Source organism: Nitrobacter sp. Nb-311A, from assembly GCF_000152905.1.
Taxonomy (GTDB): domain Bacteria; phylum Pseudomonadota; class Alphaproteobacteria; order Rhizobiales; family Xanthobacteraceae; genus Nitrobacter.
In genome coordinates, this window is record NZ_CH672421.1 from 1 (window position 1) to 25,814 (window position 25,814).

21 protein-coding genes are annotated in these 25,814 nt (G+C 59.2%); 13 read left to right on the top strand and 8 right to left on the bottom strand.

The features are described 5' to 3' along the window. The 3 genes from NB311A_RS17090 to NB311A_RS22945 form a co-directional block, all read right to left on the bottom strand. Positions 1-1,535 (bottom strand): IS66 family transposase (locus tag NB311A_RS17090; protein WP_009798212.1); only part of this gene is annotated, 1,535 nt, incomplete at its 3' end. Between the two features lie 71 nt (positions 1,536-1,606). Continuing rightward, complete coding sequence (tnpB, locus tag NB311A_RS17095) at positions 1,607-1,966, bottom strand: IS66 family insertion sequence element accessory protein TnpB (protein WP_009798194.1); 360 nt, start codon at positions 1,964-1,966, stop codon at positions 1,607-1,609. After that, positions 1,963-2,484, bottom strand: coding sequence for a transposase (locus NB311A_RS22945; RefSeq protein ID WP_083780429.1), 522 nt, complete (start codon positions 2,482-2,484; stop codon positions 1,963-1,965). The genes tnpB and NB311A_RS22945 overlap by 4 nt, the downstream gene beginning before the upstream one ends. Before the next feature lie 559 nt (positions 2,485-3,043). Between NB311A_RS22945 and NB311A_RS17100 the strand changes: the two genes are divergently transcribed. The 4 genes from NB311A_RS17100 to NB311A_RS21620 all read left to right on the top strand — a co-directional run bounded on the left by NB311A_RS17100 (position 3,044) and on the right by NB311A_RS21620 (position 9,991). Then, a complete protein-coding gene (locus NB311A_RS17100; RefSeq protein WP_009800035.1) occupies positions 3,044-3,592 on the top strand; it encodes a GIY-YIG nuclease family protein in 549 nt (182 codons plus the stop codon). A 385-nt stretch (positions 3,593-3,977) separates the two neighbouring features. After that, entirely contained in the window at positions 3,978-4,310 is a 333-nt protein-coding gene (locus NB311A_RS21615; RefSeq protein WP_165475273.1) for a hypothetical protein, read from the top strand. Positions 4,311-5,206: 896 nt separating this feature from the next. After that, positions 5,207-8,851 (top strand): nitrate reductase subunit alpha, encoded by a 3,645-nt coding sequence (locus NB311A_RS17110; protein ID WP_040675862.1) that lies wholly within the window; start codon positions 5,207-5,209, stop codon positions 8,849-8,851. A gap of 546 nt (positions 8,852-9,397) precedes the next feature. Then, complete coding sequence (locus NB311A_RS21620; RefSeq protein ID WP_131522934.1) at positions 9,398-9,991, top strand: hypothetical protein; 594 nt, start codon at positions 9,398-9,400, stop codon at positions 9,989-9,991. 312 nt (positions 9,992-10,303) lie between these two features. Here the strand turns inward: NB311A_RS21620 and NB311A_RS23255 are convergent, their stop codons facing one another. From NB311A_RS23255 to NB311A_RS17125, 4 genes are all read right to left on the bottom strand, one after another. Further along, positions 10,304-10,660, bottom strand: a complete 357-nt coding sequence (locus tag NB311A_RS23255) for a GNAT family N-acetyltransferase (protein ID WP_083780508.1) — start codon at positions 10,658-10,660, stop codon at positions 10,304-10,306. Positions 10,661-11,181: 521 nt separating this feature from the next. After that, entirely contained in the window at positions 11,182-11,367 is a 186-nt protein-coding gene (locus NB311A_RS17115) for a hypothetical protein (RefSeq protein WP_040675865.1), read from the bottom strand. A gap of 233 nt (positions 11,368-11,600) precedes the next feature. Next, complete coding sequence (locus tag NB311A_RS17120; RefSeq protein ID WP_040675800.1) at positions 11,601-12,044, bottom strand: PRC-barrel domain-containing protein; 444 nt, start codon at positions 12,042-12,044, stop codon at positions 11,601-11,603. 399 nt (positions 12,045-12,443) lie between these two features. Continuing rightward, positions 12,444-12,659, bottom strand: coding sequence for a hypothetical protein (locus NB311A_RS17125; protein ID WP_009800042.1), 216 nt, complete (start codon positions 12,657-12,659; stop codon positions 12,444-12,446). 453 nt (positions 12,660-13,112) lie between these two features. Here NB311A_RS17125 and NB311A_RS17130 point away from each other — a divergent pair, with 453 nt between their 5' ends. The 9 genes from NB311A_RS17130 to NB311A_RS17170 all read left to right on the top strand — a co-directional run bounded on the left by NB311A_RS17130 (position 13,113) and on the right by NB311A_RS17170 (position 24,457). Next, positions 13,113-13,565 (top strand): MaoC family dehydratase, encoded by a 453-nt coding sequence (locus NB311A_RS17130; protein ID WP_009800043.1) that lies wholly within the window; start codon positions 13,113-13,115, stop codon positions 13,563-13,565. Continuing rightward, positions 13,562-14,479 carry a CoA ester lyase gene (locus tag NB311A_RS17135; RefSeq protein ID WP_009800044.1) on the top strand — a complete coding sequence of 306 codons (918 nt, stop codon included), beginning with the start codon at positions 13,562-13,564 and terminating at the stop codon, positions 14,477-14,479. Before NB311A_RS17130 ends, NB311A_RS17135 begins: the two co-directional genes overlap by 4 nt. A gap of 293 nt (positions 14,480-14,772) precedes the next feature. Continuing rightward, positions 14,773-15,993 (top strand): NAD(P)/FAD-dependent oxidoreductase, encoded by a 1,221-nt coding sequence (locus tag NB311A_RS17140; protein ID WP_009800045.1) that lies wholly within the window; start codon positions 14,773-14,775, stop codon positions 15,991-15,993. Positions 15,994-16,089: 96 nt separating this feature from the next. Further along, on the top strand, positions 16,090-17,349 hold the full coding sequence (locus NB311A_RS17145) for a Glu/Leu/Phe/Val dehydrogenase (protein ID WP_040675870.1): 1,260 nt from the start codon (positions 16,090-16,092) through the stop codon (positions 17,347-17,349). A gap of 129 nt (positions 17,350-17,478) precedes the next feature. After that, a complete protein-coding gene (locus NB311A_RS17150) occupies positions 17,479-18,180 on the top strand; it encodes a TetR/AcrR family transcriptional regulator (RefSeq protein WP_009800047.1) in 702 nt (233 codons plus the stop codon). Between the two features lies 1 nt (position 18,181). Continuing rightward, on the top strand, positions 18,182-19,393 hold the full coding sequence (locus NB311A_RS17155; protein WP_040675873.1) for an efflux RND transporter periplasmic adaptor subunit: 1,212 nt from the start codon (positions 18,182-18,184) through the stop codon (positions 19,391-19,393). 103 nt (positions 19,394-19,496) lie between these two features. Next, positions 19,497-22,592 carry an efflux RND transporter permease subunit gene (locus NB311A_RS17160; RefSeq protein WP_009800049.1) on the top strand — a complete coding sequence of 1,032 codons (3,096 nt, stop codon included), beginning with the start codon at positions 19,497-19,499 and terminating at the stop codon, positions 22,590-22,592. A 128-nt stretch (positions 22,593-22,720) separates the two neighbouring features. Then, positions 22,721-23,974 carry an FAD-binding oxidoreductase gene (locus tag NB311A_RS17165; RefSeq protein WP_009800050.1) on the top strand — a complete coding sequence of 418 codons (1,254 nt, stop codon included), beginning with the start codon at positions 22,721-22,723 and terminating at the stop codon, positions 23,972-23,974. A 234-nt stretch (positions 23,975-24,208) separates the two neighbouring features. Further along, positions 24,209-24,457 (top strand): DUF6489 family protein, encoded by a 249-nt coding sequence (locus NB311A_RS17170; protein WP_009800051.1) that lies wholly within the window; start codon positions 24,209-24,211, stop codon positions 24,455-24,457. 88 nt (positions 24,458-24,545) lie between these two features. On the opposite strand, the gene NB311A_RS17175 is transcribed toward NB311A_RS17170, so the two are convergent. Continuing rightward, positions 24,546-25,766, bottom strand: coding sequence for a bifunctional alpha/beta hydrolase/OsmC family protein (locus NB311A_RS17175; RefSeq protein ID WP_009800052.1), 1,221 nt, complete (start codon positions 25,764-25,766; stop codon positions 24,546-24,548). Positions 25,767-25,814 lie beyond the last annotated feature (48 nt).

Here is a 25,814-nt window from a genome sequence, read left to right on the forward strand (position 1 = left end):
AGGATAGTTGCCGGGCGCCAGTTCCATGGCAAGAGCTGATCGAGCCGGCTCATGGGATGACCTGCCGACATGCGTTCAAGGATGTCCTTGAGATAGGTGAAGGGCTCGACGTCATTTAGCTTTGCCGTGGTGATGAGGGAGCAGACTGTGGCCCAGCGCTGAGCCCCGCCATCTGATCCGGCGAACAGGTGGTTCTTTCGTCCGAGCGTGACCGGACGAATGGCGCGTTCGACGGTGTTGGTGTCGAGCTCGATGCGGCCGTCATTGAGGAAGCAGCAAAGAGCATCCCAGCGGCTTAGGGCATAGCGAGTGGCATCGGCGAGCCCGCCGCGCGGCGGGATTTGGGCGAGTTGCATTTCGAGCCATGCTTTCATCGCCGTGACCAGAGGCAACGACTTTGATCGACGCATGCTTTGCCGTGCTTCCGCGGTCTGGCCGCGGATGGCGGCCTCGATCACGTAAAGCTCGGCGACGCGTCGCAGCGCTTCGGTCGCGACAGGCGAGGCGGTCGCCTGCTGCACCTCGTAGAACTTCCGCCTGGCGTGAGCCCAACAAGCTGCGAGCTGGATGGTGCCGCCGTCGCGAAGCCGATCGAACCCGGGATAACCGTCGACCTGAACGATGCCGCTGAAGTTGGCCAGATGAGCAGCGGGACGCTCAGCCTTGCGATCCGGACTGTAGAGATAGACCGCGGCTGGCGGATCCGGTCCGTTCCAAGGCCGGTCATCGCGGGCGTACACCCACAACCGGCCAGTTTTGGTGCGGCCGCGGCCGGGATCGAGTACCGGGATAGGCGTGTCGTCGGCGAACAGTTTCTGCGATGCAAAGATGTGTTCAGCGAGCTTGGATTGAAGGGGCTCCAGCCACCAGCAGGCGCCGCCGATCCAGTTCGCCAAGGTCGAGCGGTCCAACGTGACGCCCTGCCGGGCGAAGATCTGGCTCTGCCTGTAAAGCGGGAGGTGATCGCAGTATTTGGAGACCAGAACATGGGAGAGCAGAGCCGGGGAGGCCAGCCCTTTGGCGATCGGCCGCTCTGGTGCTGGCGCTTGATGGATAGTCCCGCAGGCCCGACAGCCATAGCGCGGCCGGCAGATTCGGATGACCCGCAGCCGCGCCGGTACATGGTCGAGCATCTCGCTCGTCGTTTCGCCGATCAGGTGCAGTATGCCGCCGCAACACGGGCAGGTTTGATGCTCAACATCGAGCCTGACATCCTCGCGGGGCAAGTGCACCGGCAGGCTCGGGCGCTCGCTTTGGGGCCTCGGGGGACGGCTCTCGGCTGGCGGAGGCGGAAGGCTAGTTTCGACGTGCGCAAGATCGGCGTTGAGGTCTTCGAAGCCGAGTTGCAACTGCTCGTCATCGAGCCGCTCAGCCCGGCGGCCGTACTGGTTGCGCTGCAGCCTCTTGATGATGAGATTGAGCCGTTCGATCTCGGCCTTCGCCTTGCTGAGGCTGATGCGCTCGGCTACAAGCGAACGCACCAGCTTTTGCAGCGTCTCCACGTCGTCGGGCAGTGCGGCGAGATCGACGTTCATACGAGAAGAATCTAACTGACTCGCACCGTTCTCGCCGCATTTCTTGCATCATCGAGTCAATCGGTCGCAGATCATCCGGCAATTGCCGGACGCCAGCGTTGCTCAGGCGCGCGCCAATCGACACCTTCGATCAGCAGCGACAGCTGTGCTGAGGTCAACGACAGCGTTTCGCCAGGCGCAATGCTCGGCGGCCACAGAAAGACACCATGCTCGAGCCGTTTTGTGAACAGGCAGAAGCCGGTGCCATCCCAGTAGATGATCTTGATAAGGTTGGCCCTGGTGCGACCTCGGAAGACAAACAGATGTCCGGTAAATGGATCCTGGTGCAGGACGCCTTGCACCAGCATCGCGAGACCGTCGATGCCTTTGCGCATATCGATGTAGCCCAGAGCCAGGTGCACCTTTACGTTTGGAGGAAGCAAGGCCGTCATGGCATGGCCCTCTCGGCCGCAGGTGTCGCTCCGTCGGCGATCTGCACAGTGACGAAGCCCAGCTCTTTCGCTGCGGCAACGTCCTGCTTCCATCGGCGCAGAACGCGCGGAGCGATGCCGTAGCGGCGCGAGATCTCGCTGCCGCTCGCACCGGACCGTATCATCTCTTCAAGAATCCAACGCTTGTCGGCTTCGCTGAACCGTCGCCGATGCCCTTCACGTGGTCTTGGAACAATGGGCTCCGCTGCCGCCGAGGAGGGATAAGACCCCGGACTTACGAGGGGACTTAACGGCGGACTAAGGGGAGGACTTAAGGGGCGTCGTCGATACAACAGCTTCCGCTTGGGCGGCTGTGGCTCCACTTTAAACAACGATCGCCAGTTGCCAAACGCCTTGAGCGGAATGCCTTGCGCTTCACAATATTGACGTTGATTCAAGTCGCTACGCTTCCAGGCCTCGTGATGTGCCCGCCAAAAATCCTCGCCTTGACGCCTCCACCCTCGATGTTCGCTCGTCATGCTGTTCTCTCCATCTTCAAATTGAAGACAGGAACAGATCGGGGTCGCTAACGATCGAACAAGGGTGCGAGAAATGGACGCTTACTCCAGCGGTTCAAGCTCTCCCTGATCTGCTGCCTAAATTCCCTGTTGCGTCCTGAAAATTCCCTGCTCGGCGAAGCAGGGAATTCACCTGCATATCATTGAGTTTTCGGGTGATTCGTTAGCTTTTCGGCCATTCTCCCGCCGAGATTTCGCAAAATTCCCTGTTATTTTCCCTATTAGCAGGGAATTCTCGCGCCGAGACCCGTTCGCATCCGACTGCGTCCGCCACCAATAAAATCAATGGTTTAGTTGATTTTCACCAAAACGCCCGATGCCCAAAGGTGCGGTAAAGGCGCGGTCCAAAATCCCCGATAATCACCTTTTGTCCCCGATAGGGGCCACGTGTACCAAGCGACGGCGGCTATCGTTCAGGAGGGAGACCGAGCGACAACGCAAAAATAAGAAGAATCGACGACACTCGGTCTCACGTGGCTTCGGTCACTATAGATTTATAGAATCGGGGCGAAGGTTCGATATGGCTGACATCGTATACATCCTGACAAACGAAGCCATGCCTGGGTTGATTAAAATCGGCTGCACCAACGGCGAGTTGGCCTCACGTATCAGGCAATTGTATTCGACTGGCGTTCCGCTCCCTTTTGAACTTTTCTACGCTTGCGAAGTCAGCAATTGCGCGTCTGTTGAAAACAGGCTCCATGATGCATTTGGCGATCACCGCATAAGCAAGGGCCGAGAGTTCTTTCGCATAGCTCCTGAACGCGTAAAGTCCGCTCTCTTGCTGGCTGAAATTCGCGAGGTGAGGCTTGGCGACGAGATATTTGAGAACACTGAGGTCAAAGCCGAGGTGGAAGCCGCCAAGCGCCGAAGCCGTTTCCGCCTCTCAATGATAGGAGTTACGCCGGGAAGCGAACTTCAACTTGCTAAAGATCCTAAGATTATTTGCACGACCATCGATGACGGCAACAAGGTGGACTATCTAGGCGACGTCACGTCCTTATCGGATGCAGCACTTCGAGCACATAACGCGCTCGGGGACGATTGGCCCGCTGTGTCTGGCCCATAGGCTTGGACGTACAAAGGCAAACGCCTTGACGATTTAAGACGAGAAATCGACGACTCCGACTGAGGATTGGGTAGCCGGATAGTCGTTTGGATGTCTCAGCCCTTCGAGCAAGGATCGAAATCAAGCCAGCAGCTATCTTCTTCATGACGCCCGGTTCTGTTTCGACATCCATCGTCGAGTAGTCGCTGCCCTACATCTTTCCAAATGGCATGAGGGCCATAGAGCCTGATCGCGTCAGCGGTCTGGATTTCGACAGTCCGTGGACAGCGCAAGCAGGCGACACGCAGCAGGGAACGAGGAATTTCGTTGAGGCGAAGCTGTTGGATCGGCAATCGAGGTCGTCCACCGGCTCGCGGATCGTTCAGAACCGACCGCCACCAATCAGATGATGGTGGATCGCTCGGAAGCTCGATCGTTTGCGGCACACCATTGCGTGACCTGCTCCGCGAGCTTCTCCATTTGTTTGGCCGAAGGCATGTCTAAAGATGGCAAGTACGTAGAGTTAAAAAAGCGCCCAGGTCGTCAGCATGCCTTCGGCCACTCGCGCTTTCTTATTGACGACGATGCCGAGGATAATCGCTGGCGATGCATCGTGACGCCGCATTATGTCGAAGCCCTCGTCCGTAGTCTTTTCGATCAAGGCTTCTTCTTCGCGTTCAAGTTCAACGATTTTTGCCTTGATCTCCCGAAGCCGATCGCGTTTCGCATCAGCCGATAGCGCAAGCTCGTTAACGTAGTCGCAAGCCGCCTTATCGCCCCAAGTGCGAATGCAGCAATCCGTCGGGCCTTTCACTTCTATAAAGAATGCAGGGGTTCTGGCCGATGACGTTAGCGCCCGGCTGAGCCGCGTCATCCTCCAGCAACAGGAAAGTGCAACGCTGCGCGAGCACGGTCGGGTGCCGACACACATATGCTTCTCGTTGGGCCAGGCACGTTGGAGGCGGCAGCCTTGCCGATGTCAGCACGCTGCGCGCGCGTGAGGTCGCCGCCCTGCAATCCGCCGATAATCACGCAGCGGGCTACTGCTTGAATCCGCGCGGCCTCGGGCATCGATGGACACTAGTTACAAAGACGACAAATGTCTTCTGCTTTACGCAATCAACATCGCATCATCGGTCGCGCTTATTCAGCGTTGCGCGGTTCATCGACCATCGCGATTACAACAGAGGAGATCGTCGCATCGCGCATGGATTGCATCGTTGCAAATGCAAGACGCGCAAGTCTATGTTGGAGCATCAACTAGGATTGAGTCCTCCAAGCTGCCGAAAGGCAATGCTTCTTGCTGCGGTATCTCTCGCGGTTAGAGCACTTACCCCGAACTAATCAGGTTGGTGGATTTCGTTTGCCTGCAAGTGAGCGGGCGGACTCTCGACGCGATGAATCCTGCGCGCGGCAACGACGGGTGAAATAGCACCTCCCGGCGAACGGTGGTCCTTTGGAAAAGGAAAGCGTGATGAGCGGTATCGATCTGGCGACTGCACGAAAACCTGCGATCGAATTCATTGACCGGACTGGCGGCTGACTCCGCAGAGCGGTTTGAAGAAGCAGATTGAAGAATATGGATGTGAGCAACGACAGGCCCCGCGGCCGGCCGAAAGCACTGAGGAGACGCTGATGAGCTGGATACTTGACCTCGTTAATCCCCGGGAGCGCAAGTGGGAAGAGTTCTACCGCAACCGCTGGTCCCACGATAACGTCTTCCGCAGCACGCACGGCGTGAACTGCACCGGCGGCTGTTCCTGGGCGATCTACGTCAAGGACGGCATCATCACCTGGGAGATGCAGCAGACGGACTATCCGCTTCTTGAGCGCAGTCTGCCGCCCTATGAGCCGCGTGGCTGTCAGCGCGGCATCTCCGCTTCGTGGTACGTCTACAGCCCGATCAGGGTGAAGTATCCGTACATTCGCGGGCCGCTCTACGACCTTTGGCATGAGGCCAAGGCTTCACATCCGGATCCGGTGCAGGCCTGGGCATCGCTGGTCGAAAATGAGGAGAAGCGAAATCGCATCCAGAAGGCGCGCGGTAAGGGTGGCTTCCGCCGCGCCAAGTGGGAAGAGCTGGTCGAGCTGATCGCGGCGTCTTGTTTATATACTGCGCGCAAGCACGGGCCGGACCGGGTGATGGGCTTCTCTCCCATTCCCGCGATGTCGATGCTGTCATTCGCGGCCGGTACACGCTTTCTGTCGCTGTTCGGCGGCGGGTTGATGAGCTTTTACGACTGGTACGCCGACCTGCCGACCTCGTTCCCGGAAATCTGGGGCGACCAGACCGACGTGTGCGAAAGCGCCGACTGGTACAACTCCAAGTTCATTGTTTCGATGGCGTCGAACCTGAACATGACGCGGACCCCCGACGTGCACTTCATCTCGGAAGCGCGCACCGAGGGCACCAAGTTCGTGGTTCTCTCGCCTGACTTCAGCCAGGTCGCGAAGTACTGCGACGAGTGGATTCCGATCCAGGCGGGTCAGGACACGGCTCTGTGGATGGCAGCCAACCACGTCATTCTCAAGGAGTACTATATCGACCGCCAGGTTCCGTACTTCATCGACTATGTGAAGCGCTATACCGACCTTCCGTTCCTTGTCGAGCTGGAGCCCAACGGCAACACCTACAAGACGGGCCGGCTGCTGCGAGCCAAGCGTGTGGCGCGCTATCAGGACGTCGAGAACGGCGACTGGAAGATGCTGGTGCTCGATTCCAAAACCGGCGAGCCGCGCGCGTTCAAGGGTCAGGTCGGCGATCGCTGGGGCTCCACGCACGGCAAGTGGAATCTGTCCGCGGAAGATACGCTGGACAACAGCCCGATCGATCCGGTGCTGAGCTTCATCGATCAGTCCGACGGCGTGGTGCAGGTCGGGTTTGACGACTTCGTCAACGGCAGCGTCGTTTCGCGCGGCGTTCCGGTGAAGCGCATCGCGACCGACAAGGGCGAGGTGCTGGTCACGACCGGCTTCGACATCATGATGTCCCAGTTCGGTCACAGCCGCGGCCTGGAAGGCTCGTTTGCGACCAGCTATGACGACGAGAACGCGCCCTACACGCCGGCCTGGCAGGAGCGTCACACCGGCATCGGCCGCGAGACCGCGATCAGGTTCGCGCGTGAGTTCGCGACCAACGCGGAGCTCACCAACGGCAAGTCGATGGTGATCGTGGGCGCCAGCGCCAACCACTGGTACTACAACAACCTGTGCTACCGGTCGGCGACGGTCGCCTTGATCCTGTGCGGCTGCTGCGGCGTCAACGGCGGCGGCATCAACCACTACGTCGGGCAGGAAAAGCTTGCGCCGGTGGCTCCGTGGAACACGATTGCGATGGCTCTGGACTGGACCAAGCCGCCGCGCGTGGTGCAGTCGTCGACCTGGCACTATGCCCATAGCTGTCAGTGGCGCTACGAGCAGGAGTTCACCGAATATGGTCTGACGGCTCCGAATCCGCGCTGGGCCAAGGGTCACGCGATCGATCTCGAAGCGAAGTCGGTGCGCTCCGGCTGGATGCCGTTTACCCCGAACTTCCATCGCAACCCGATTGAGGTTGTGGCCGACGCCGAACGCGCCGGCGCGAAGACGACCGAAGATATTGCCACTTACGTCGCGGATCAGGTCGCGAGCAAGAAGCTGAATCTCGCGATCGATGATCCTGATGCCGAGGAGAACTGGCCGCGTGTGTGGTTCATCTGGCGGGGTAACGCGATCCAGTCGAGCGCCAAGGGTCACGAGTTCTTCCTGCGCCACTACCTAGGTGCGCATGACAACGTGGTCGCTGAGGAGCGTGCGAAAGGAAAAACGACGACGGTTAAGTACCGCGAGACAGCTCCGCGCGGGAAGTACGACCTGGTGGTCGACATCAACTTCCGCATGAACACGACGGGGTTATACTCCGACATCATATTGCCGACTGCGTTCTGGTACGAGAAGAACGACCTCAACACGACGGACCTGCACTCGTTCCTGCACGTGCTGGGGCAGGCGGTTCCTCCGGTGTGGGAATCCAAGACCGACTGGGAAATCTTCAAGCTGATTTCCAAGAAGGTCAGCGAATTGGCGCCGCTTGCGTTTTCGAAGCCTGTTCGGGACGTGGTCCTTCAGCCGCTCATGCACGACACTCCCGACGAACTGGCGCAGCCCGAGATTCTCGACTGGGCCGAGGGTGAGTGCAAACTGGTGCCGGGCAAGTCCTTCCCGCACGTCCGAGTCGTCGAACGTGACTATGCGAATCTGTACAACAAGTTTATTTCGTTCGGACCAAGGGCGCGTGAGGAAGGTATTTCAGCGGTCGGCGTGAATATTCCGATCAAGAAGCAGTACGATCAGATGCTCGATAATCCCATCATGCCGATGCCGGATGCGAGGCATATGCGGTGTGTGGAGTGGGGCGGCAAGCGCTACCCGAGTCTCGAGGACGTGCTGGATGCGTGCAACACCGTGCTGATGTGCGCGCCGGTATCGAATGGTGAAGTCAGCTACCAGGGCTTCGTCAACGAGGAGCAGCATGTCGGACTGCCGCTTGCAGACTTGGCGGAGCCTACGCGGAGTGTCTCTTCGACGTTCTTCGATCTGACGCGGCAGCCGCGGCGGATTCTGACCAGCCCCTGCTGGACTGGCCTAGTCAATGATGGTCGTGCATACGCCGCCTGGTGCATGAATATCGAACGCCTTGTGCCTTGGCGCACGCTGACCGGTCGGCAATCTCTATATCTCGACCATCAGTGGTATCTGGACTTCGGGGAGCACATCCCGACCTACAAGCCGCGGCTCAATCCGCGCAAGACCGGTGACATCGCGAAGAGCCGGGTTGATGATCGCTCGCTGGTGCTGAACTACATCACGCCGCACGGCAAGTGGAACATTCACTCCACCTACAAAGACAACCACCGGCTGCTGATGCTGTCTCGCGGCATGGATCCGGTGTGGATCAATGACCGGGATGCGGAAAAGGTCGGCATCGAGGATAACGATTGGGTCGAGGTCTACAACGACAACGGTGTGGTTGTGACGAGAGCTAACGTTAGTCGTCGAATTCAGCCCGGCACCTGCATGTATTACCACGCGGTTGAACGCACGGTGTACATTCCGAAGTCGCAGGAGCGGAAGTGGCGAGGCGGTGGACACAACAGTCTGACGCGTATTCGTATCAACCCGTTGTTCCTGGCCGGTGGCTATGCCCAGTTTACATACGGCTGGAACTATTGGGGACCGACCGGCATCTTCACACGCGACACCCATGTTGTCGTGCGTAAGATGGAGAAACTGGAATGGTAGGCGATGTCGTGACGCCTTGATGGTACGTAAGGCTTAAGGCGCTGTCGCATGAGCCGGGCAAACGTCCACATCTTCTCAGCAGAGTTATCTGCTGCCAGCTTCACCCCGTTGGAATTGATATGACTCTAGTCAAGGCAGTCGTTGCCAGCGCAGAGCAATATCCCTGAGGTCACGAGTTGGTTGAATAAGTAAGGTGTGCTTCCTCCTATTCTGTGCCAGCCTCTACGCCTGGAATAAAATACGCGCCCGTCCGCAGGGGCGGGCGCTGTCTGACCGGACTGGCTGGGTGCTACCAGCCAAACCTTATTGCTGATATGATCTGCCACCGGGAGCGCCCCATCGCGGGCAACAGCAATCTCTACCGGACGTGCTATCGCACTCTCCGTCAGGACGCAGGAATCCGGTCAAGACCGCGAAGGTCCGAACGGGTTTGCCCCGTCGCTGAATGGAATGAAGATCATCTCGTAGCCGCTGCGCAACACACGGTTCCACGATCCATACTGTCCGATGAACGCTACGTTTGTCGACGGGGGCCATGAGCCGGCCATGAGCCAGATTAGGTCGCTCCTTGCAAATAAAAACTATGCGCAAGCCTATGACGTAGCTTTGAACGATCTCAACGGGACGTATGGCGGGTTAGAACTCAACGCCAATGATCAAGACGTGGTCCATTGGCTCGACATCGCACAACAGGTGAACTCCGGCTCACAGTGTTGCCGCAAATTCTCATTCGCGCCAATAACCAAGCCGCAGTTGCATATGAGAAAAGTCAAACAATCGATGTTTTTGGACAGGAGCAACAGGCCTCTTCGAACGCCGTCGCCAAGGAGTTTTTTTAAAGGTATAAGTGCTGACAATGCGCTACCCGATTTTAGCACAATTCAAAGGTTCGACGCCGGGGCAGGGCCTTGCGTCTCTTGGCATCAGCGCTGCCGGCTGGTCGGCGCGGTTCAGTTGTTCGGTGAGCCGTTTCTTCTCAGCGTCTTTTTGGGCAGCTATTGCCAAAGGTTCAGCAAAGCGCCGCTTGCGTTCCTCACGCTGACATACCAATCGTCGAATAACGTCTCGATCAGTTTGATCAGGACGTTCGCTTCCCCTTCCTCGATGGGGATGATCAGATCAACGTCCTTTTCCATATGAGCGCCGAGGCTGAAAATTTTAACTGATCTTCATCGCCGCATCGACGGTGGGTACTCCGGCAAGAGCATAAATCAGGAGGACTGCCGGTCTGACGGGGGCATCAAGAGAAAGACCGGCAGCCCGTGCCGGAGAAGTTAGCCGGCGCACAATCCTATCTGAAATATACAAGTGTATACAATGCGACTGACTGTCGTTCTGGTGGGCGCGAGGCCCTGTGTCTTGGATTAACGCCGTCGCGCAACTGAGCTGAGGTTCCAGGCATCTCTGGCCCTGAGAGCCACGTTTGGCACGACGTTCTTTCCAGGGAGGAAACTATTTGAGATTTTTACGCATTCTTACGCAGGCCATTGGTTGTCTGTTGCTGAGGATGTGCTCGCAATGCTCGCGAACCTCATATCCGTGCGCGGCGTAGAAGGGTTCAGCCGTCACGGAAGAGTCTACGTCCAAAACCGTTAGATTCTGTTTACGCGCTTCTTGCTCAAGTTCTCGAATAAGCGCCGAGGCCACCCCCTTCCGGCTGGCTGCGGGGGTAACATAACAAGCGCGCAGCTCATTGTTCTTAGCAAAAAGAACACCAACTCCAACGACGCAGCCATCTTCCAAAAAAGATCGCGCGTCCTCCGGATGCGTTCCTCGAATAAACCCGTCGGTCCGCACCGTGGGTCGCACCCTGTCGCAAAAGTCAAAAGCTAGCCGCGGCTACAATGAGTCCGGACCCGACGAGTGACGCCAAAAGTCCAAAACTACCCGCGAAAAGGAACAGATTGCTCGTCGGTTCCTGGGGCATTCGATCATCGCTGCTGTCACCCATGCTGACCATCCTGATTTTCTAGCGTTACACCATTGGCGCCGGGCTGTTCTTTGCGGCCGGCTGGAAGCTACCAAGCTTGGGAGCTATCCGATGAAGGGCCAACGCCTGATGCTCAGGATGCGTTCCTGGATCGTGATCACCCGGCCGGGAAAAATCGATAGCCTTCCGGCTGCTCGCCAAAAAGGCCCGCCGGGGCAGATCAACAGCGGGCCTGATCGGGGTCGGGGATCATGGAGTGTGGGTCCACCCGTTCCGGTTGAATCAATGCAGATAGAGGGAAAGTTGTTCCCGCGTTAACGTCGCGGCCGGGAGATATTTTCGCCGCGTCAGCATGGCGCCGGGGGCGCCAAAGTTTCTAACGGCGGAGCCGGGCAGTGTTTTAATGCCCGGCTTCGCCCGTTACGCTGATGTGAACTTCGTCGCCCTCCCGAATAGCCACCGACGCGGCCCCTACTGCCGCTTCGAACGCGGCCTCCTTCGTGGCATATTCGTGGTCTGCTTTCCCGTCGTGAAGCACAATCCACGACCGACCCTTTTCGAAGACTTCGTAACTGGCCAATCCCATGTTGCGCTCCTGCATTGTGGCTACTGCTGCTGCGGATCAAGATGCAAAGTACGTCATATAGACGACGATGAAGGCCGCCACGACCAGTCCCGTGCTTGCGAGGAGTACGTTTCGTATCGTAGGGCCGCGCTCAGCGCCTCGCGCCTCGGTTGCGGTTTCAACAATCCGTCCGTTTTCTTCCGTTGGCATTTGTTGTTCTCCACTGTGAGAGCCAGGGTCCCGGTTCGCGATTCTCAGCCGGGACGGATGACTTCATCGTTGTAGTAATCGTCCAGTTCGGCGTATCGGGCATCCCAGTCGAAGATGGTCTCGGTGCCGTGCTTTGGAGCACCTTTCAGCCGGTTCTCACTGATGTCGGAATGGTAGCCGTCGACATTGGAATCATATCGCAGCACCTTCCACGGCACCGGGAACTGGTCAGTGCCGAATCCCAGAAACCCGCCGAAGTTGAGTACAGCGTAGGCGATTTCACCGGTTCTCTTGTCGATCATGACGTGATCGATCGACCCTACCTTCTTCTTGTCGGCGCCATAGACGGCTTTTCCAGACTCTTTATCGCTGGCGGTCAGGTGACCCGAGGGACGCGCGTTATCGGGGGCAGGCGGCGGATGATCGCCTTGCGGGTCCTGGTACACGTCTCTACCCTGACTGGGCCGCTTTTCGGGATCGTTACTCATGGGCGCGCTCCTTCTTTAGGCACAGGGACCCGGTCAATCTCCAGTGCGTCCCTTCGTTCCTTTATTCGGCACAGTCGGGCCGTGAATCTCTTAAGGTGATGAGCAAAAGGTCCGGTCAGCACGAAAAGCTGACGGGAACGGCCTGTCGAACCATGCCCAGTGTTCGAAAGGTTCCAAGCGGACAGCTAAATTAAAGAAGACTCGCTGTTCCGTGTTTGACGCGCTCATGTTCGGAACATCGCAGCGTGGCACGTCGTATTTATCGGTGTGACGATAATTATTTCCTTCAGCCGTCGCTGACATGGCTGACGGACACCGATAGGCGATTGACGATCTACGCTCAGGTGTCCCACAGCGTGGCGCGCATCGACCAAAAAGGAAGATTCTGGTGACTGATGCCTATTTCCCTGTGGGCGGCGGGTTGATCGAGCGTTTCACCCACTGACCAAGAACGTAAGAGACCACAAATATGACGGTGGCGATTAACGCGATCGTTAAATCCGCAGATTGATCTTTAAGCACCCTGGCAAGGATGTAGACGCCGGCGAGCCCGACTCCAAAGACAGCTAGCGAGGCGACTTCGGCAATGAATTTCCGGGTCAATTTGGTTTCCATGGGCGATGAGCTCCGGGTTATGAGAACTAAAGCCGCCCCCGATATGGAGCCGTTCGGCTTCTGACGAAATCAGAAGCGCGGCTCTATGATTCTGATCTGACGCATTTTCTTCACACGAACCAGTATCTGCCCTCGCGCCAAGCTCAGGGACATGCTTCGCACGAAAACGCTATAGGATATCACCAATAGAATATCGAGACCATTTGGCCCGCAATCTCATTAGCAATAAGATGAGTTGGACGCGGCCTATCAGGTTCTCCCGCATCTATTCATTTGAACTGCACGGCAATTCCTGGTCAGCGGGCCGCTTACTTTGGTCACCGCCGTGCCGAAGCTATCAAGACCCGCCTCATTGCAGCCGGTGGTGGCGGATGGCAAACTCCATACCAGCAGCAATGTTGATCCCGTTTGGTTGCGCGCGTTCTATCCGATGGTGGGAAAGGAGAAGCCGAGATGGCCGGACTGTACTTTGAGCAGTTTTCCGTCGGGCAGACGTTTGTTCACGAAATTCGGCGAACCGTCACCGACATGGACAACATTCTGTTCTCCTCGCTCACCTGCAATCCGGCGGCGGTGCACATCGATCACGAATATGCCAAATCGACTGAATTCGGTAAGCCGCTGATCAATTCCATCTTTACGCTGGGACTTATTATTGGCCTTTCGGTGCAGGACACGACTCTCGGAACCACGGTCGCAAACCTCGGCATGGAGGAAACCAGATTTCCTCGTCCGGTATTCGCGGGCGATACATTGCGCGCGGAGTCGAAAGTGGCCTCGGTTCGCGTCAGCAAGTCGCGTCCAACGCAGGGTATCGTTACTTTCGAGCATCGTGGATACAATCAACGAGACGAAGAGGTGGTGTTCTGCCGCCGCAATGCGCTGATGATACGGAGGCCGGCATGAAGTGGCGCTCGCTTCTTTTCGTCCCGGCTGACAGCGAACGCAAGTTCGCGCGGGCCGAGACTTGCGGTGCGGATGCGCTAGTCCTGGATCTGGAAGACTCGGTTGCATCCGGCCGCAAGGCAGTTGCGCGTGACGCGGTCAAGAGCCTTCTCGGCGCGGCGGCGCGGGACTGGACATTTCTGGTGCGGATCAATTCGCTCGGAACGGGCCTGACGCTGGCTGATCTCGCCGCTGTCGTCAGACCGGGACTGGACGGTATCCTGATTCCGAAGGTCAACGGCATTCAGGACGTCGAGCGGATATCGCACTATGTCGACGTCCTGGAGGTAGCTGCGGGTATTCCGGCCGGGCATGTTAAGCTGCTGACGATCGTCACCGAAACGCCGGCTGCGATGCTTGGCTTTGCCCGTTATGCCGCGCCGGTCCCAAGGCCGGACTCAAGGCTGGTGGCGATGACATGGGGCGCGGAAGACCTCAGTGTCGCGCTCGGCGCACTGGCCAATAAAGAACCCAACGGCGACTGGACGTTCCCATACCGGCTCGCGCGGGCTCAATGCCTGTTCGCGGCCGGCGCGGCCGGCGTTCTTGCGCTGGATACGCTGTACGGTGATTACAAGGATCAGGCCGGACTCGCCGAGAGTTGCCGCGTCGCCCGCCGCGACGGGTTCGTCGGACGACTTGCGATCCATCCGGACCAGGTCGCCACCATCAACGCCTGCTTCACGCCATCCGACGCCGATTTGGCGCACGCCCGCCGTGTCGTCGCGGCTTTCGCCAGTCAGCCTGACGTCGGCACTGTGGGCATCGACGGCAAGATGTATGACGTTCCGCATCTGATCGCGGCGAAACGAACGCTGGCTTCGGCTGGTGAATCTGCCGACCATCCAGGCGTCAAGACTCGCAATCCTATTTGACGGCATCCCTTTTAGCTGATGTCGAAAGCTGGCGGCGACAGGGCTGCGGCAGTCATTTATTGTTACTTCGGGGATGAGAGAACCAATTTCGGTGAGTTCAGGGTGTCCCGCGTCCAGAACGCAATGTGTCGTATGACCCGAGCGATTGCGAGCCGCGGATTCGCGGGGAGTGGCAATCGTCGGCGGGTTCGTGCAAGACAACGGCGCGGTGCGAAGCCCGCGGCAGAGAACAGACAATGCTTGGAGGCGATATGACAGACGCTCAGACCATACAGAGTTGGTCGGTTTGACAAATGGTAGAAGCACCGATTCTAATCGTCGGCGCCGGCCATGCCGGCTTTCAGCTTGCCGTTTCGCTTCGTCAGGCCGGGTACGAGGGGCCCGTCGGTCTGATCAATGACGAGCCGCATCTGCCTTACCAGCGGCCGCCGCTCTCGAAAGCCTATCTGAAAGGCGGTGGAAGCCCGGATTCGGTGATGTTCAGGCCGGAGAAATTCTATCACGATCAGCGCATCGAACTGATTGCCGATCGCGCCGTCGCCATCGACCGCAGTGCGCTTCAACTCGTCTGCGCATCCGGTGCTTCCCGGCCTTATAAACATCTCGTACTGGCGATGGGCGCGCGAAACCGTTTGCTCGACATTCCCAACGCCGGTCTGGAGGATGTCCTCTACCTGCGATCGCTTGACGAGAGCGAGAAGCTGCGGCGGCTCTTTGCCACCAGGCGGCGAGCGGTGGTCGTGGGGGCGGGCTTTATTGGTCTCGAATTCGCGGCGACCGCGCGCGCCAAGGGCCTTGAGGTCGATGTCGTGGAGCTTGCGCCGCGCGTGATGGCGCGCGCGGTTACGCCGGAGATCTCGGAGTTTTTTCAGCGTCGCCACACCGAAGCGGGGATCCGCCTTCATTTCGGGGCGCAGGTGACGAGCATCACCAGCAACGACGGTCGCGTGACAGGCGTCACCCTGAGCGACGGCAGGCCGATCGCAGCCGATCTCGTGGTCGTCGGCGTCGGCGTTTTGCCCAACGTCGAATTGGCGGCAGATGCGGATCTTCCGGTGGCCTCCGGCATCATCGTGGATGAGAATCTGCTCACCGCCGACCCGAATATTTCAGCGATCGGCGATTGTGCGCTGTTTGAGAGCGTACGTTTCGGTGCGCCGCTTCGGCTCGAATCGGTGCAGAATGCGACCGATCAGGCCCGCTGCGTAGCGGCGCGGCTGACCGGTGTCATCAAGAGCTATGACGGTTTTCCGTGGTTCTGGAGCGATCAGGGACCTGACAAGCTGCAAATCGCGGGCCTGACAACCGGCTACGATCAAGTCGTTGTGCGTGGTGACGCCGGGCAGGGATCATTCTCCGCGTTCTGTTACAAGGGTGGTCGCCTGATCGGAATCGAATCGGTCAACCGCGCGTCGGATCACGTCTTCGGCCGCCGCTTTCTGGCCGTGAACGGTTCGATACCGCCGGAGCAGGCTGCCGATCCCGCTTACGATCTCAAGCAGGCGCTTGTCTGAAATTCTGCCGGCATTGGGGCCATCCCCTGTCGGCCGGTCCAGGCTCGATCTGGGCGGCGGATGGCCGCCAGTCAGGATCACGAAAGGGAGAGAACGATGACGGTTTACGCCGGCCCGGTCTTCGACATGGCGGTTCAGCAGTTCGGGGTCATTGCCAATCATCTGTCGATCCCGATGGACGAGCGAGAGCGTATTCTAATGCCCAAGCGAGCCATTACGATTTCCTGCCCGGTTCATCGCGACGACGGATCGATCGTGGTCTTCGAGGGATACCGCGTGCAGCATCACCTCACGCTGGGTCCGACAAAGGGCGGAACGCGCTTTGCGCCGTGTGTGGACCTCGGCGAAGTGGCCGCTCTCGCCATCTGGATGAGCTGGAAATGCGCGCTGGTCGGATTGCCCTATGGCGGAGCCAAAGGCGGCGTCAGGGTCGATCCCCAATCGATCTCGATGCGCGAACTGGAAGGGCTGTCGCGCCGTTACATGCAGGAGATGATTCCGTTCGTCGGGCCGCACACGGATGTAATGGCGCCGGACATGGGCACGAACGAACAGGTGATGGCCTGGTTCATGGATACCTATTCCATGTATCAGGGGCGCACCGTCACCGAGATCGTCACCGGCAAGCCCGTAAGCTCGGGCGGCACGCTGGGGCGTCGCGAGGCTACCGGCCGCGGCGTCGCCCATCTCGCTCGCCGCGTCATGAACGAACTCGACATCGTGTTCGGGAATGCGACCGCCGTCGTTCAGGGCTTCGGCAACGTCGGGTCCCATGCGGCGCTGGAGCTTTACAATTCCGGCGTCAAAATCATCGCGGTGAGCGATCACACCGGTGCGCTTTATGACAGGAAAGGTTTGGATGTTCCCGCGCTCCTGCGCCACGCCGGGATGCATGGAAGTATTGCGGGATATTCCAACCAGCTTCAGTACGATCCCGAGGCGATCCTCACGCTGCCCTGTGACGTACTCGTTCCCGCCGCGGTGGAGCGTGTGATTAATGCGCACGTCGCTGAGAACCTGAAATGCCGCATTCTGGCCGAGGGCGCCAACGGGCCAACGACGCCTGAAGCCGATCTGATCCTGGAGACGCGTCAGCAGGAAATTTTTCTGATCCCCGACATCCTCTGCAATTCCGGTGGGGTGGTGGTCAGCTACTTCGAATGGGTTCAGGATTTGCAGCAACTGTTCTGGGAAGAAGACGAGGTGACGCGCCGCGAATACCAGATCCTTGATCGCGCCTTCGGGCTGATGGTCGATCGTGCGAAAAGAGACAATATCCCGCATCGCACCGCGGCGATGGCGCTGGGCGTGGAGAAGGTGCGGGCGGCGAAGGCAACACGGGGACTTTTTCCGTAGCCGCGACCCGCCGCATTTGTCGTCCTCCGGTATCGGGCGACCGCCTGGGATCATTTTCGCTCTAAATTGAAATGATGCGGTGCAACATTCTTCTTGACTAAGCTCAAGTGAGTGCTTACTCACGTCCCTATGAGTAATCTGCGGATGACCAGCGATGTGCGGCGGGAGTTGATCCTGAGCGCTGCGAAACGTTGTTTCGCACGCAACGGCTTCGCCGGTACGACGACCAAGAGTATTGCAGCCGCCGCCTCGATCTCAGAGGCGTTGCTGTTCAAACATTTTCCCACCAAGGCCGCGCTCTATGCCGACATTCTGGCAGAGGCTTGCCAGGCAGATCCGGCGCTGCATCGCCTGCTCGATCGCGAGCCTTCAACAGAGACGCTCGTCATTCTTGTCCGCGGCATGGTCAAGCATTTCCTGAATGCCTCCGCTTCGCCGGATCAGCAGGAGGCGCAGCGCCTGCGTCTCATGATTTCAAGTCAGCTCGACGATGGTGAATTTGCCCGGCTGTTGTACGAAAAAATCCGCGATCTGATCGGCCAGGCCTTCACCACGTCGCTTGGGCGGGCGGTCGCTGCCGGGGATGCCGAGCCGGTCGGGCGGGAGCCGCTCAATCTGTTCTGGTTTGCGCATCATACAGTTTTGATGTTGGTCCTGACCAGGTTTCCTTCCGTTCCAGCCCTGTCATACGGCGGCGGGCCTGACCTGGAACGGCAGGTTTGTGAATTCATTCTCCGAGGAATCGGCCTGAATGCAGCGGCAATTGCCTTGCATCTGGATCGGGAACCCATATTCAACGCCGCCCAGACGTCGGCCGCAGAAAGTGCATGACATGACGGTAAGAAGGGAAGGCAATACCGGCGACGAGACTGTCGCACCACCGCGTGAACTGGACGAGAAGCCTCGCCCGCGCCCGGTGCGCACGAGGCGATGGTTTATCATTGTTGGCCTGCTGCTCGCGTTGCTCGTCGGCGGGCTGGTAGGGTTCAACGCGTTCCGCGCGCACATGATCGCGCAGTTCTTTGCCAACAACAAGCCGCCGCCGGTGACGATCAGCGCTGCCGAGGCGAAGTCCGAGGTGCTGCCGAACTTGCAGCGGGCGGTCGGCAGCCTGGCCGCAGTGCATCAGGTCAACGTTACATCCGATGTCAACGGGCGCATCACCGAGATTCTGTTCACCGCCGGCAGCCGCGTGGTCAAGGGCGCGCCGCTGGTGCAACTGTTCGATAAGCCGGAACAAGGCGATCTCGCCAGCTTCAAGGCCCAGGCGACGGTCGCGAGACTTGCGCTGGAACGGGCGAAGCAACTCGCCGCGCGTCAGGTAGGTCCGCAAGTGACGGTGGATCAGGCGCAGGCCGCTTTCGATCAGGCCAGTGCCGGCATTGCCAAGACCGAGGCGATCATTTCGCAGAAGCTGGTACGCGCGCCGTTTGATGGCGTCCTCGGCGTGCGTCAAGTGGAGGTGGGACAATTCCTCACCGCCGGTACGCAGGTTGTGTCGCTGACCGATCTGTCGACCCTGTTTGCGAACTTCACCGTTACTGAAAAAGACAGTGCACGGCTTTCCGTCGGCCAGACGGTGCGGGTGTCGGTCGATGCTTATCCGGGCAAGACGTTCGACGGTAAGATCACCACCATCGAGCCACAGATAGCCACCGAAACCCGCAACATCCGCATCCAGGCCACTATCGCCAACCCCGGCGACATCCTTAAACCCGGCATGTTCGCCGAGGTCATCGTGGTGCTGCCGGACAAGCCGCCGGTTATCACGGTTCCCGAAACAGCAGTCGATTACACGCTGTACGGAGACTCCGTCTATCTCATCAAAGAGAAGAAGGAAGACGACGGCAAGACCAGCTTGACGGTCGAGCGTACCTTCGTGCGTACCGGCGACCGGATCAATGGCCGTGCCGTCATTGAGAAAGGGCTCCAGCTTGGAGACAAGGTCGCTGCGGTCGGCCAGCTTAAGCTGCAATCGGGCGCCGCGGTCGAGATTTCGAAAGATCCGCTGCCGGAGATTCCGGAAAAGCCGCCGCTGAACTGATTTCAAGAACCGGGTCCGCCAAAGGGGGCGGCCCCGCATCGATCGAACGTCTCGCCGCTATGCTTCGATCATCACGGCGGCCACGCGTCAACGGAGCGCCCGCATGGCATTCACGGACATCTTCATCAAGCGGCCGGTATTGTCGGTCGTCGTCAGCCTGCTGATCCTGCTGATCGGCATGGCGGCGGCCTACAATTTGCCGGTCCGGCAGTATCCGAAGCTGTCCAACACCGTGATCACCGTCACCACGGTATATCCCGGCGCGTCACCGGATCTGATGCAAGGCTTTATCACCACGCCGATCGAGCAGGCGGTCGCGTCGGCCGAGGGCGTCGACTACATCACCTCGGCCTCGACCCAGAGCCAGAGCCAGATCAAGGTTTACGTCAAACTCAACTTCGATCCGAATGCGGCGCTCACCGAGGTTTTGTCGAAGGTCAATTCGGTGAGATACCTGATCCCAAAGGAAGCCAACGACCCGGTGATTTTGAAGTCCACCGGTGAGACCACGGCGGTGATGTATATAGGGTTCTCGAGTGACGAACTCTCGGGTTCCGCCATTTCCGATTACCTGACGCGCGTGGTGCAGCCGATTCTCTCGACCGTGGACGGCGTGGCTTCGGCTGACATCCTCGGCGGCCAGACTTTCGCGATGCGGGTGTGGCTCGATCCGATAAAGATGGCCGGACGCAATGTGACCACCACGGAAGTCGCCCTCGCGATCGCCGCTAACAACTTCCAGGCGGCGGCCGGTCAGACCAAAGGCTACTATACGATCTCCAACGTTTCGACCAATACCGACCTGCAAAGCGTCGAGCAGTTCAAGCGCATGACGGTGAAGGCCAAGGACGGCGGCTTCGTGCGCATGGAGGACATCGCCACGGTGGAGCTTGCGGCGCAAAGCACGAACGCCAGCGTCGCTTTCAGCGGGCAGCGTGCGATCTTCATCGGCGTGCAGGCAACGCCTCAGGGCAACCCGCTGAATATCGTCTCCGGCGTGCGGGCGCTGTTTCCCGACATCGAGCGAAACCTTCCTCCCTCGATGAAGATGAAGGTGGCCTACGACTCGACCAAGTTCATCACGTCCTCGATCCATGAAGTGCAGAACACTCTGATCGAAGCGGTCATCATTGTCATCGTTGTGATCTTTTTGTTTCTCGCCTCGCTGCGTTCGGTCATCATCCCGGTGGTAACGATCCCGCTGTCGCTGATTGGCGTCTGCGCGCTGATGATGGCAGCGGGATTTAGCTTCAACCTGCTGACGCTGCTGGCGATGGTGCTCGCCATCGGCCTTGTGGTCGATGACGCCATCGTGGTGGTGGAAAATATCCACCGCCATCTCGAGGAGGGCAAGACGGCGGTTCAGGCGTCATTGCAGGGTGCGCGCGAAATCGTCGGTCCGGTCATCTCGATGACAATCACGCTGGCCGCGGTGTACGCGCCGATCGGCTTTCTCGGCGGTCTTACCGGCGCGCTGTTCCGCGAATTCGCCTTCACCCTCGCAGGTGCGGTGATCGTTTCCGGCGTCATCGCGCTGACGCTGTCGCCGATGATGTGCTCGGTGCTGCTTAAGCATGGCGGGCAGGGCCGGTTCGCCACTGCGGTCGATAAGGTCTTTAGTTCGGTTACTGATCGGTACGGCCGCAAGCTGGATCGCTCGCTCGACTACCGGCCGGTGACGGCGCTATTCGCGGTGACCATACTCGGGCTGGTCGGCTTTCTCTATATGAACACGTCAACGGAGCTGGCGCCGGAAGAGGATCAGGGCATCGTGTTCGCGGTCGTCAAGGGACCGAAATACGCCAATCTCGACTACATGGATTTTTACGGTGGGAAGCTCGACAAAGCATTTGCAAGTTTCCCCGAGACCGACCTGCGCTTTATGATCAACGGCACTGACGGAATCAATAACGGCATCGCCGGCATGTTGCTGAAGCCGTGGGACGAGCGCACGCGCTCCGCGATGACTCTCAAGCCGCTGGTGCAAGCTCAAATCAGCAAGGCTGAGGGTGTCAATGCCTTCGCCTTCAATCGGCCGCCGCTCCCGGGCGGTCCGGGCGGTCTTCCGGTCCAGATGGTGATCTACAGCACATCCGGTTTCCAGGCGGTCTATGAGGAGATGAACAAGCTCAAGGATGCGGCGAAGAAGAGCGGCCTGTTCATCGTGAGCGATAGCGACCTTGACTACAACCAGCCGGTGGTTCGCGTCGCTATCGATCGGACCAAAGCGAACGATCTCGGCGTCACCATGCAACAGCTCGGCGTGACGCTGGCGACGTTGCTGGGCGGCAACTACGTGAACCGTTTCAACCTCCAGGGACGCTCTTATCAGGTGATCCCGCAGGTGCCGCGCGGCGAGCGCCTGTCGCCGGAATCCCTCGAGGGGTACTATGTGCCTGGGAGCGCGGGCCAGCAGATCCCGCTGTCCACGCTGGTCTCGATCAAGACCGACACCGATCCCAATGCGCTGACGCACTACAATCAGCTCAATGCTGCGACATTCCAGGCCGTGCCGATGCCGGGCGTGACGGTAGGCAAGGCGGTGGAGTTTCTCGAGCAGCAGGCGAAAAATCTGCCGAAGGGATTCAGTCATGATTACCTCGCCGACGCCCGACAATACGTAACGGAGGGCAATCAGCTTGCGATCGCTTTCGGCTTCGCGCTCATCATCATCTTCCTGGTGCTGGCGGCGCAGTTCGAAAGCCTGCGTGACCCGCTCGTCATCATGATCAGCGTGCCGATGGCGATCTTGGGCGCGCTGATTCCTCTGTTCTTCGGCGTCGCGACGATCAACATCTATACCCAGGTGGGTTTGCTGACGCTGATCGGCCTCATCAGCAAACACGGCATCCTGATGGTCGAATTCGCCAACGAACTGCAACTCAAGGACCGACTCGACAAACGCTCCGCGATCGAGATGGCTGCGCGGATCAGACTGCGTCCGATCCTGATGACAACGGCGGCGATGGTCACAGGCCTGCTGCCGCTGCTGACGGCATCGGGAGCGGGCGCGGCGAGCCGGTTCTCGATTGGCCTCGTGGTCGTGGCCGGCATGATGATCGGAACGCTGTTCACCCTGTTCGTGCTTCCGGCTGTCTATGTTGCGATCGCAACCGATCACCTTAACGGCACCAAGTCTGAACGTCGCAGGCAGATCGCTGAATTCGACATGGAGTCGAAAGCCTTGCGGCCGACATAGGATCGAAGATGTATCCACGGGCATGATTTGCTGCGTCGAACCGGACGGTTTGCGCACCCGAACCGCAATACTTAAGTTTGAGGGATAACGTTCGGCGAGGCCGTGCGAGTTTGCGTTCGGAGAGCCGCGTGGCGCTAGCGAAATCCGATGTTCTGGTCCTGGGAGCAGGAATTGTCGGCGTTTCCGCAGCGCTGCATCTCCAAAAGCGCGGGCGCGATGTTATCCTTGTCGACCGGCACGAAAGGGCGGGTGAGGAGACGAGCTACGGAAATGCCGGCCTGATCGAATGCGCGTCGGTTTTTCCGTACGTGTTTCCTTATGATCTCCGGCAGATTCTGCGCTATGCGCTAAACCTTTTTCCGGAGGCGCATTATCGCTTTCGTGACTTGCCTGTGTTTCTGCCGTGGTTGCTCCGCTATATTCTTGCATCATCGCCTGAACGCGCGTTCCGCAGCGCGATGGCGGCTCTGCCGATGATTCAGCGCAGCCTCGTCGAGCATGAAGCTCTGATTGCGGAAGCGGGCGTGCCTCAGCTTTTGCGCCGGACGGGCTGGATCAAGCTGTTTCGGTCGACAGCGACGCTGGACAAGGGCATCGCTGATCTCGAACGCGTTCGCCGGTATGGGGTCGAAGGAGATGTTCTCGACGCCAGGACGATCGCCATGCGCGAGCCGAATCTGTCCGGAACGTTCGCCGGCGCCATTCACTGGCCAGCGCCGGGCTTTATTCCAGATCCGGGAGCCTTGACGAAAGCCTATGCGGCGTTGTTCCTGCGCCGAGGCGGTCGTTTTGTTGCTGCCGACGCGCAGACGCTGACGAAAAGTCAGGGAGCATGGCGCATCCAGGGTCCCAAGGGAGCTCTGTTGGGACGCGAGGCCGTGATTGCCCTGGGGCCATGGTCCGACGATGTCTTCCGTCCGCTCGGCTACGATATGCCGCTCGGCATCAAGCGCGGCTATCACTTGCATCTCGCGCCACGCGGCAATGCGGTGCTCAATCATCCCGTACTCGATTCGGATCGCGGCTATCTGTTGGCGCCGATGAATCAGGGCGTGCGCCTGACGACCGGTGCGGAGTTCGCGCGCCGCGACGCGCCTCCGACCCCGGTGCAGATTGAACGAGCGCTGCCTCTGGCGCGCGGGTTGTTTCCCCTCGGTGAAGCGATCGAGGCGACGCCCTGGATGGGGAGGCGTCCTTGCATGCCCGATATGCTCCCGGTGATCGGAAGGGCGGCCCGTCATGCCGGGTTGTGGTTCAATTTCGGACACCAGCACCACGGTCTGACCCTTGGTCCGGTAACGGGCCGGCTGCTGGCGGAAATGATGACGGGCGCCACGCCGTTTGTCGATCCGAGGCCGTTCGCCGCGGAGCGCTTTCGTTGAACCACGGTTCGCGGTCCTGGTACCGATGTGACGTGCCGTCGCGATGTCTTGCGCCACAGGTGGTCCCGCAGCGATACTGCTGTTGAATCAAGCTTTGTTTCGTTCGTTACTGATTGAGTCGGAAGCGAAGCTTGAGATTCTTGTTTCGACGCGTTTTCTTCACGCGAACAGGTCATCCATCCTCGGATCAGGCAGGAGGACACGTTCCGCTCGAAAACGCCACAGGAGTGCGCCATGAAGATGAATATAGAGATCGAGTGTACACCCCTCGAGGCTCGCGAGTTTTTGGGGCTTCCGGATGTCCAGCCGATGCAGAATGCCGTGATGGAGAAAATCCAGCAGAAGATGGCGGAGAACATCGATAAGTTCTCGCCGGAGGCGATCATGCAAACCTGGTTCGATCCAAAGATGGCGGAGCGCTTCCAGGATATGTTCGTCAATATGTCAGGACTCGGGGCGGGACGGACGAGAGATAAAAAGTAGACGCGGCCGGGCGGTGAAGCTGCCGCATCGGCTGGACGGAGCGTGCCGTGTCAGGTTTGCGGCGAACGATCGGGAGCGGATCTTCGGATCAGCTACCTGTCATGCGTGTCCTAATGCGAACTTCCGACGTCAGCGTTCTGTGAACCGGACACTTGTCTGCGATGTCCATAAGTTTTTGCCGCTGCTCGGGGTCGAGCGTTCCTTCCATCGCGATCTCGCGCTCGATGAGATCGAGCATGCCGGTTTTGGTTTCGCATTCGGCGCAATCCTTTGCATGAACCTTGCGGTGCCGCAGTCTGACGGTGGCGCGATCAAGCGGCAGCGCCTTCCGTTCGGCATATAATCGCAGGGTCATCGAGGTGCAGGCGCCGAGCGCGGCAAGCAGAAGATCGTAAGGTCCGGGTCCGGTATCGTCGCCGCCGACAGGAATTGGCTCGTCGGCCAACAATCGATGCGGACCGACGGTCACGGTCTGCTGGAATTTGTTGTGGCGGGTTTCCTGGACGACGACGTCGCGCGCGCCTGGGTCTTCCGCGGCGCTGGCGGGCTGCGGTTCCAGGTAGCGCTGCGCCCAGGAGGCGATCACCTCCGCCACGTAGTCGGTGTCGCGCCTCTCGCTTAACAGATGATCGGCGCCGGCGAGCGATATGAAGCTTTTTGGATGTTTCGCAGTAACGAAAATGCGGGTGGCATTGTCGATGCCCACGATGTCATCGGTCGGCGAATGCAGGACCAGCAACGCTTTTCGCAGGTTCGCGATTTGCTCCGTCAGGTTGTGCTCGGCGATATCGTCGAGAAACTGCCGGCTGATGTGGAATGGGCGGCCGGCGAGGGACACCTCGACCGTGCCTTGCGCGCGGATGTCCGCGACGTGATCAGCGAACAGGCGCGTGACATGAGCGGGATCGGACGGCGCGGCGATCGTCGCCACCGCTTTTGCTTCGGGAATCCGTGCCGCGGCAGCGAGAATGGCGGCTCCGCCGAGACTGTGGCCGATCAAAAGTGTTGGCGCCTTACGTGTTTGCCGCAAATGGTCGGCCGCCAGAACGAGATCCGCGATGTTGGAGGAAAACGTGCTGTTGGCGAATTCGCCTTCACTTGCACCGAGGCCAGTGAAGTCAAATCGCAGAACGGCTATTCCTCGTCTCGTCAGCCCCTCGGCGATGCGCTTTGCCGCAAGCACATCCTTGCCGCAGGTGAAGCAGTGCGCGAACAGCGCGTAGGCCACCGGTTCGATGTCGGGGAGATCCAGCGTGGCTGCAAGTTCGAGACCATCCGATCCGGAAAACTGGAAACGCTCGCGCGGCACGTCTCGCTTCCTTCTCTTATAGTCTGACAGCGTATTCGAGGTGGATGC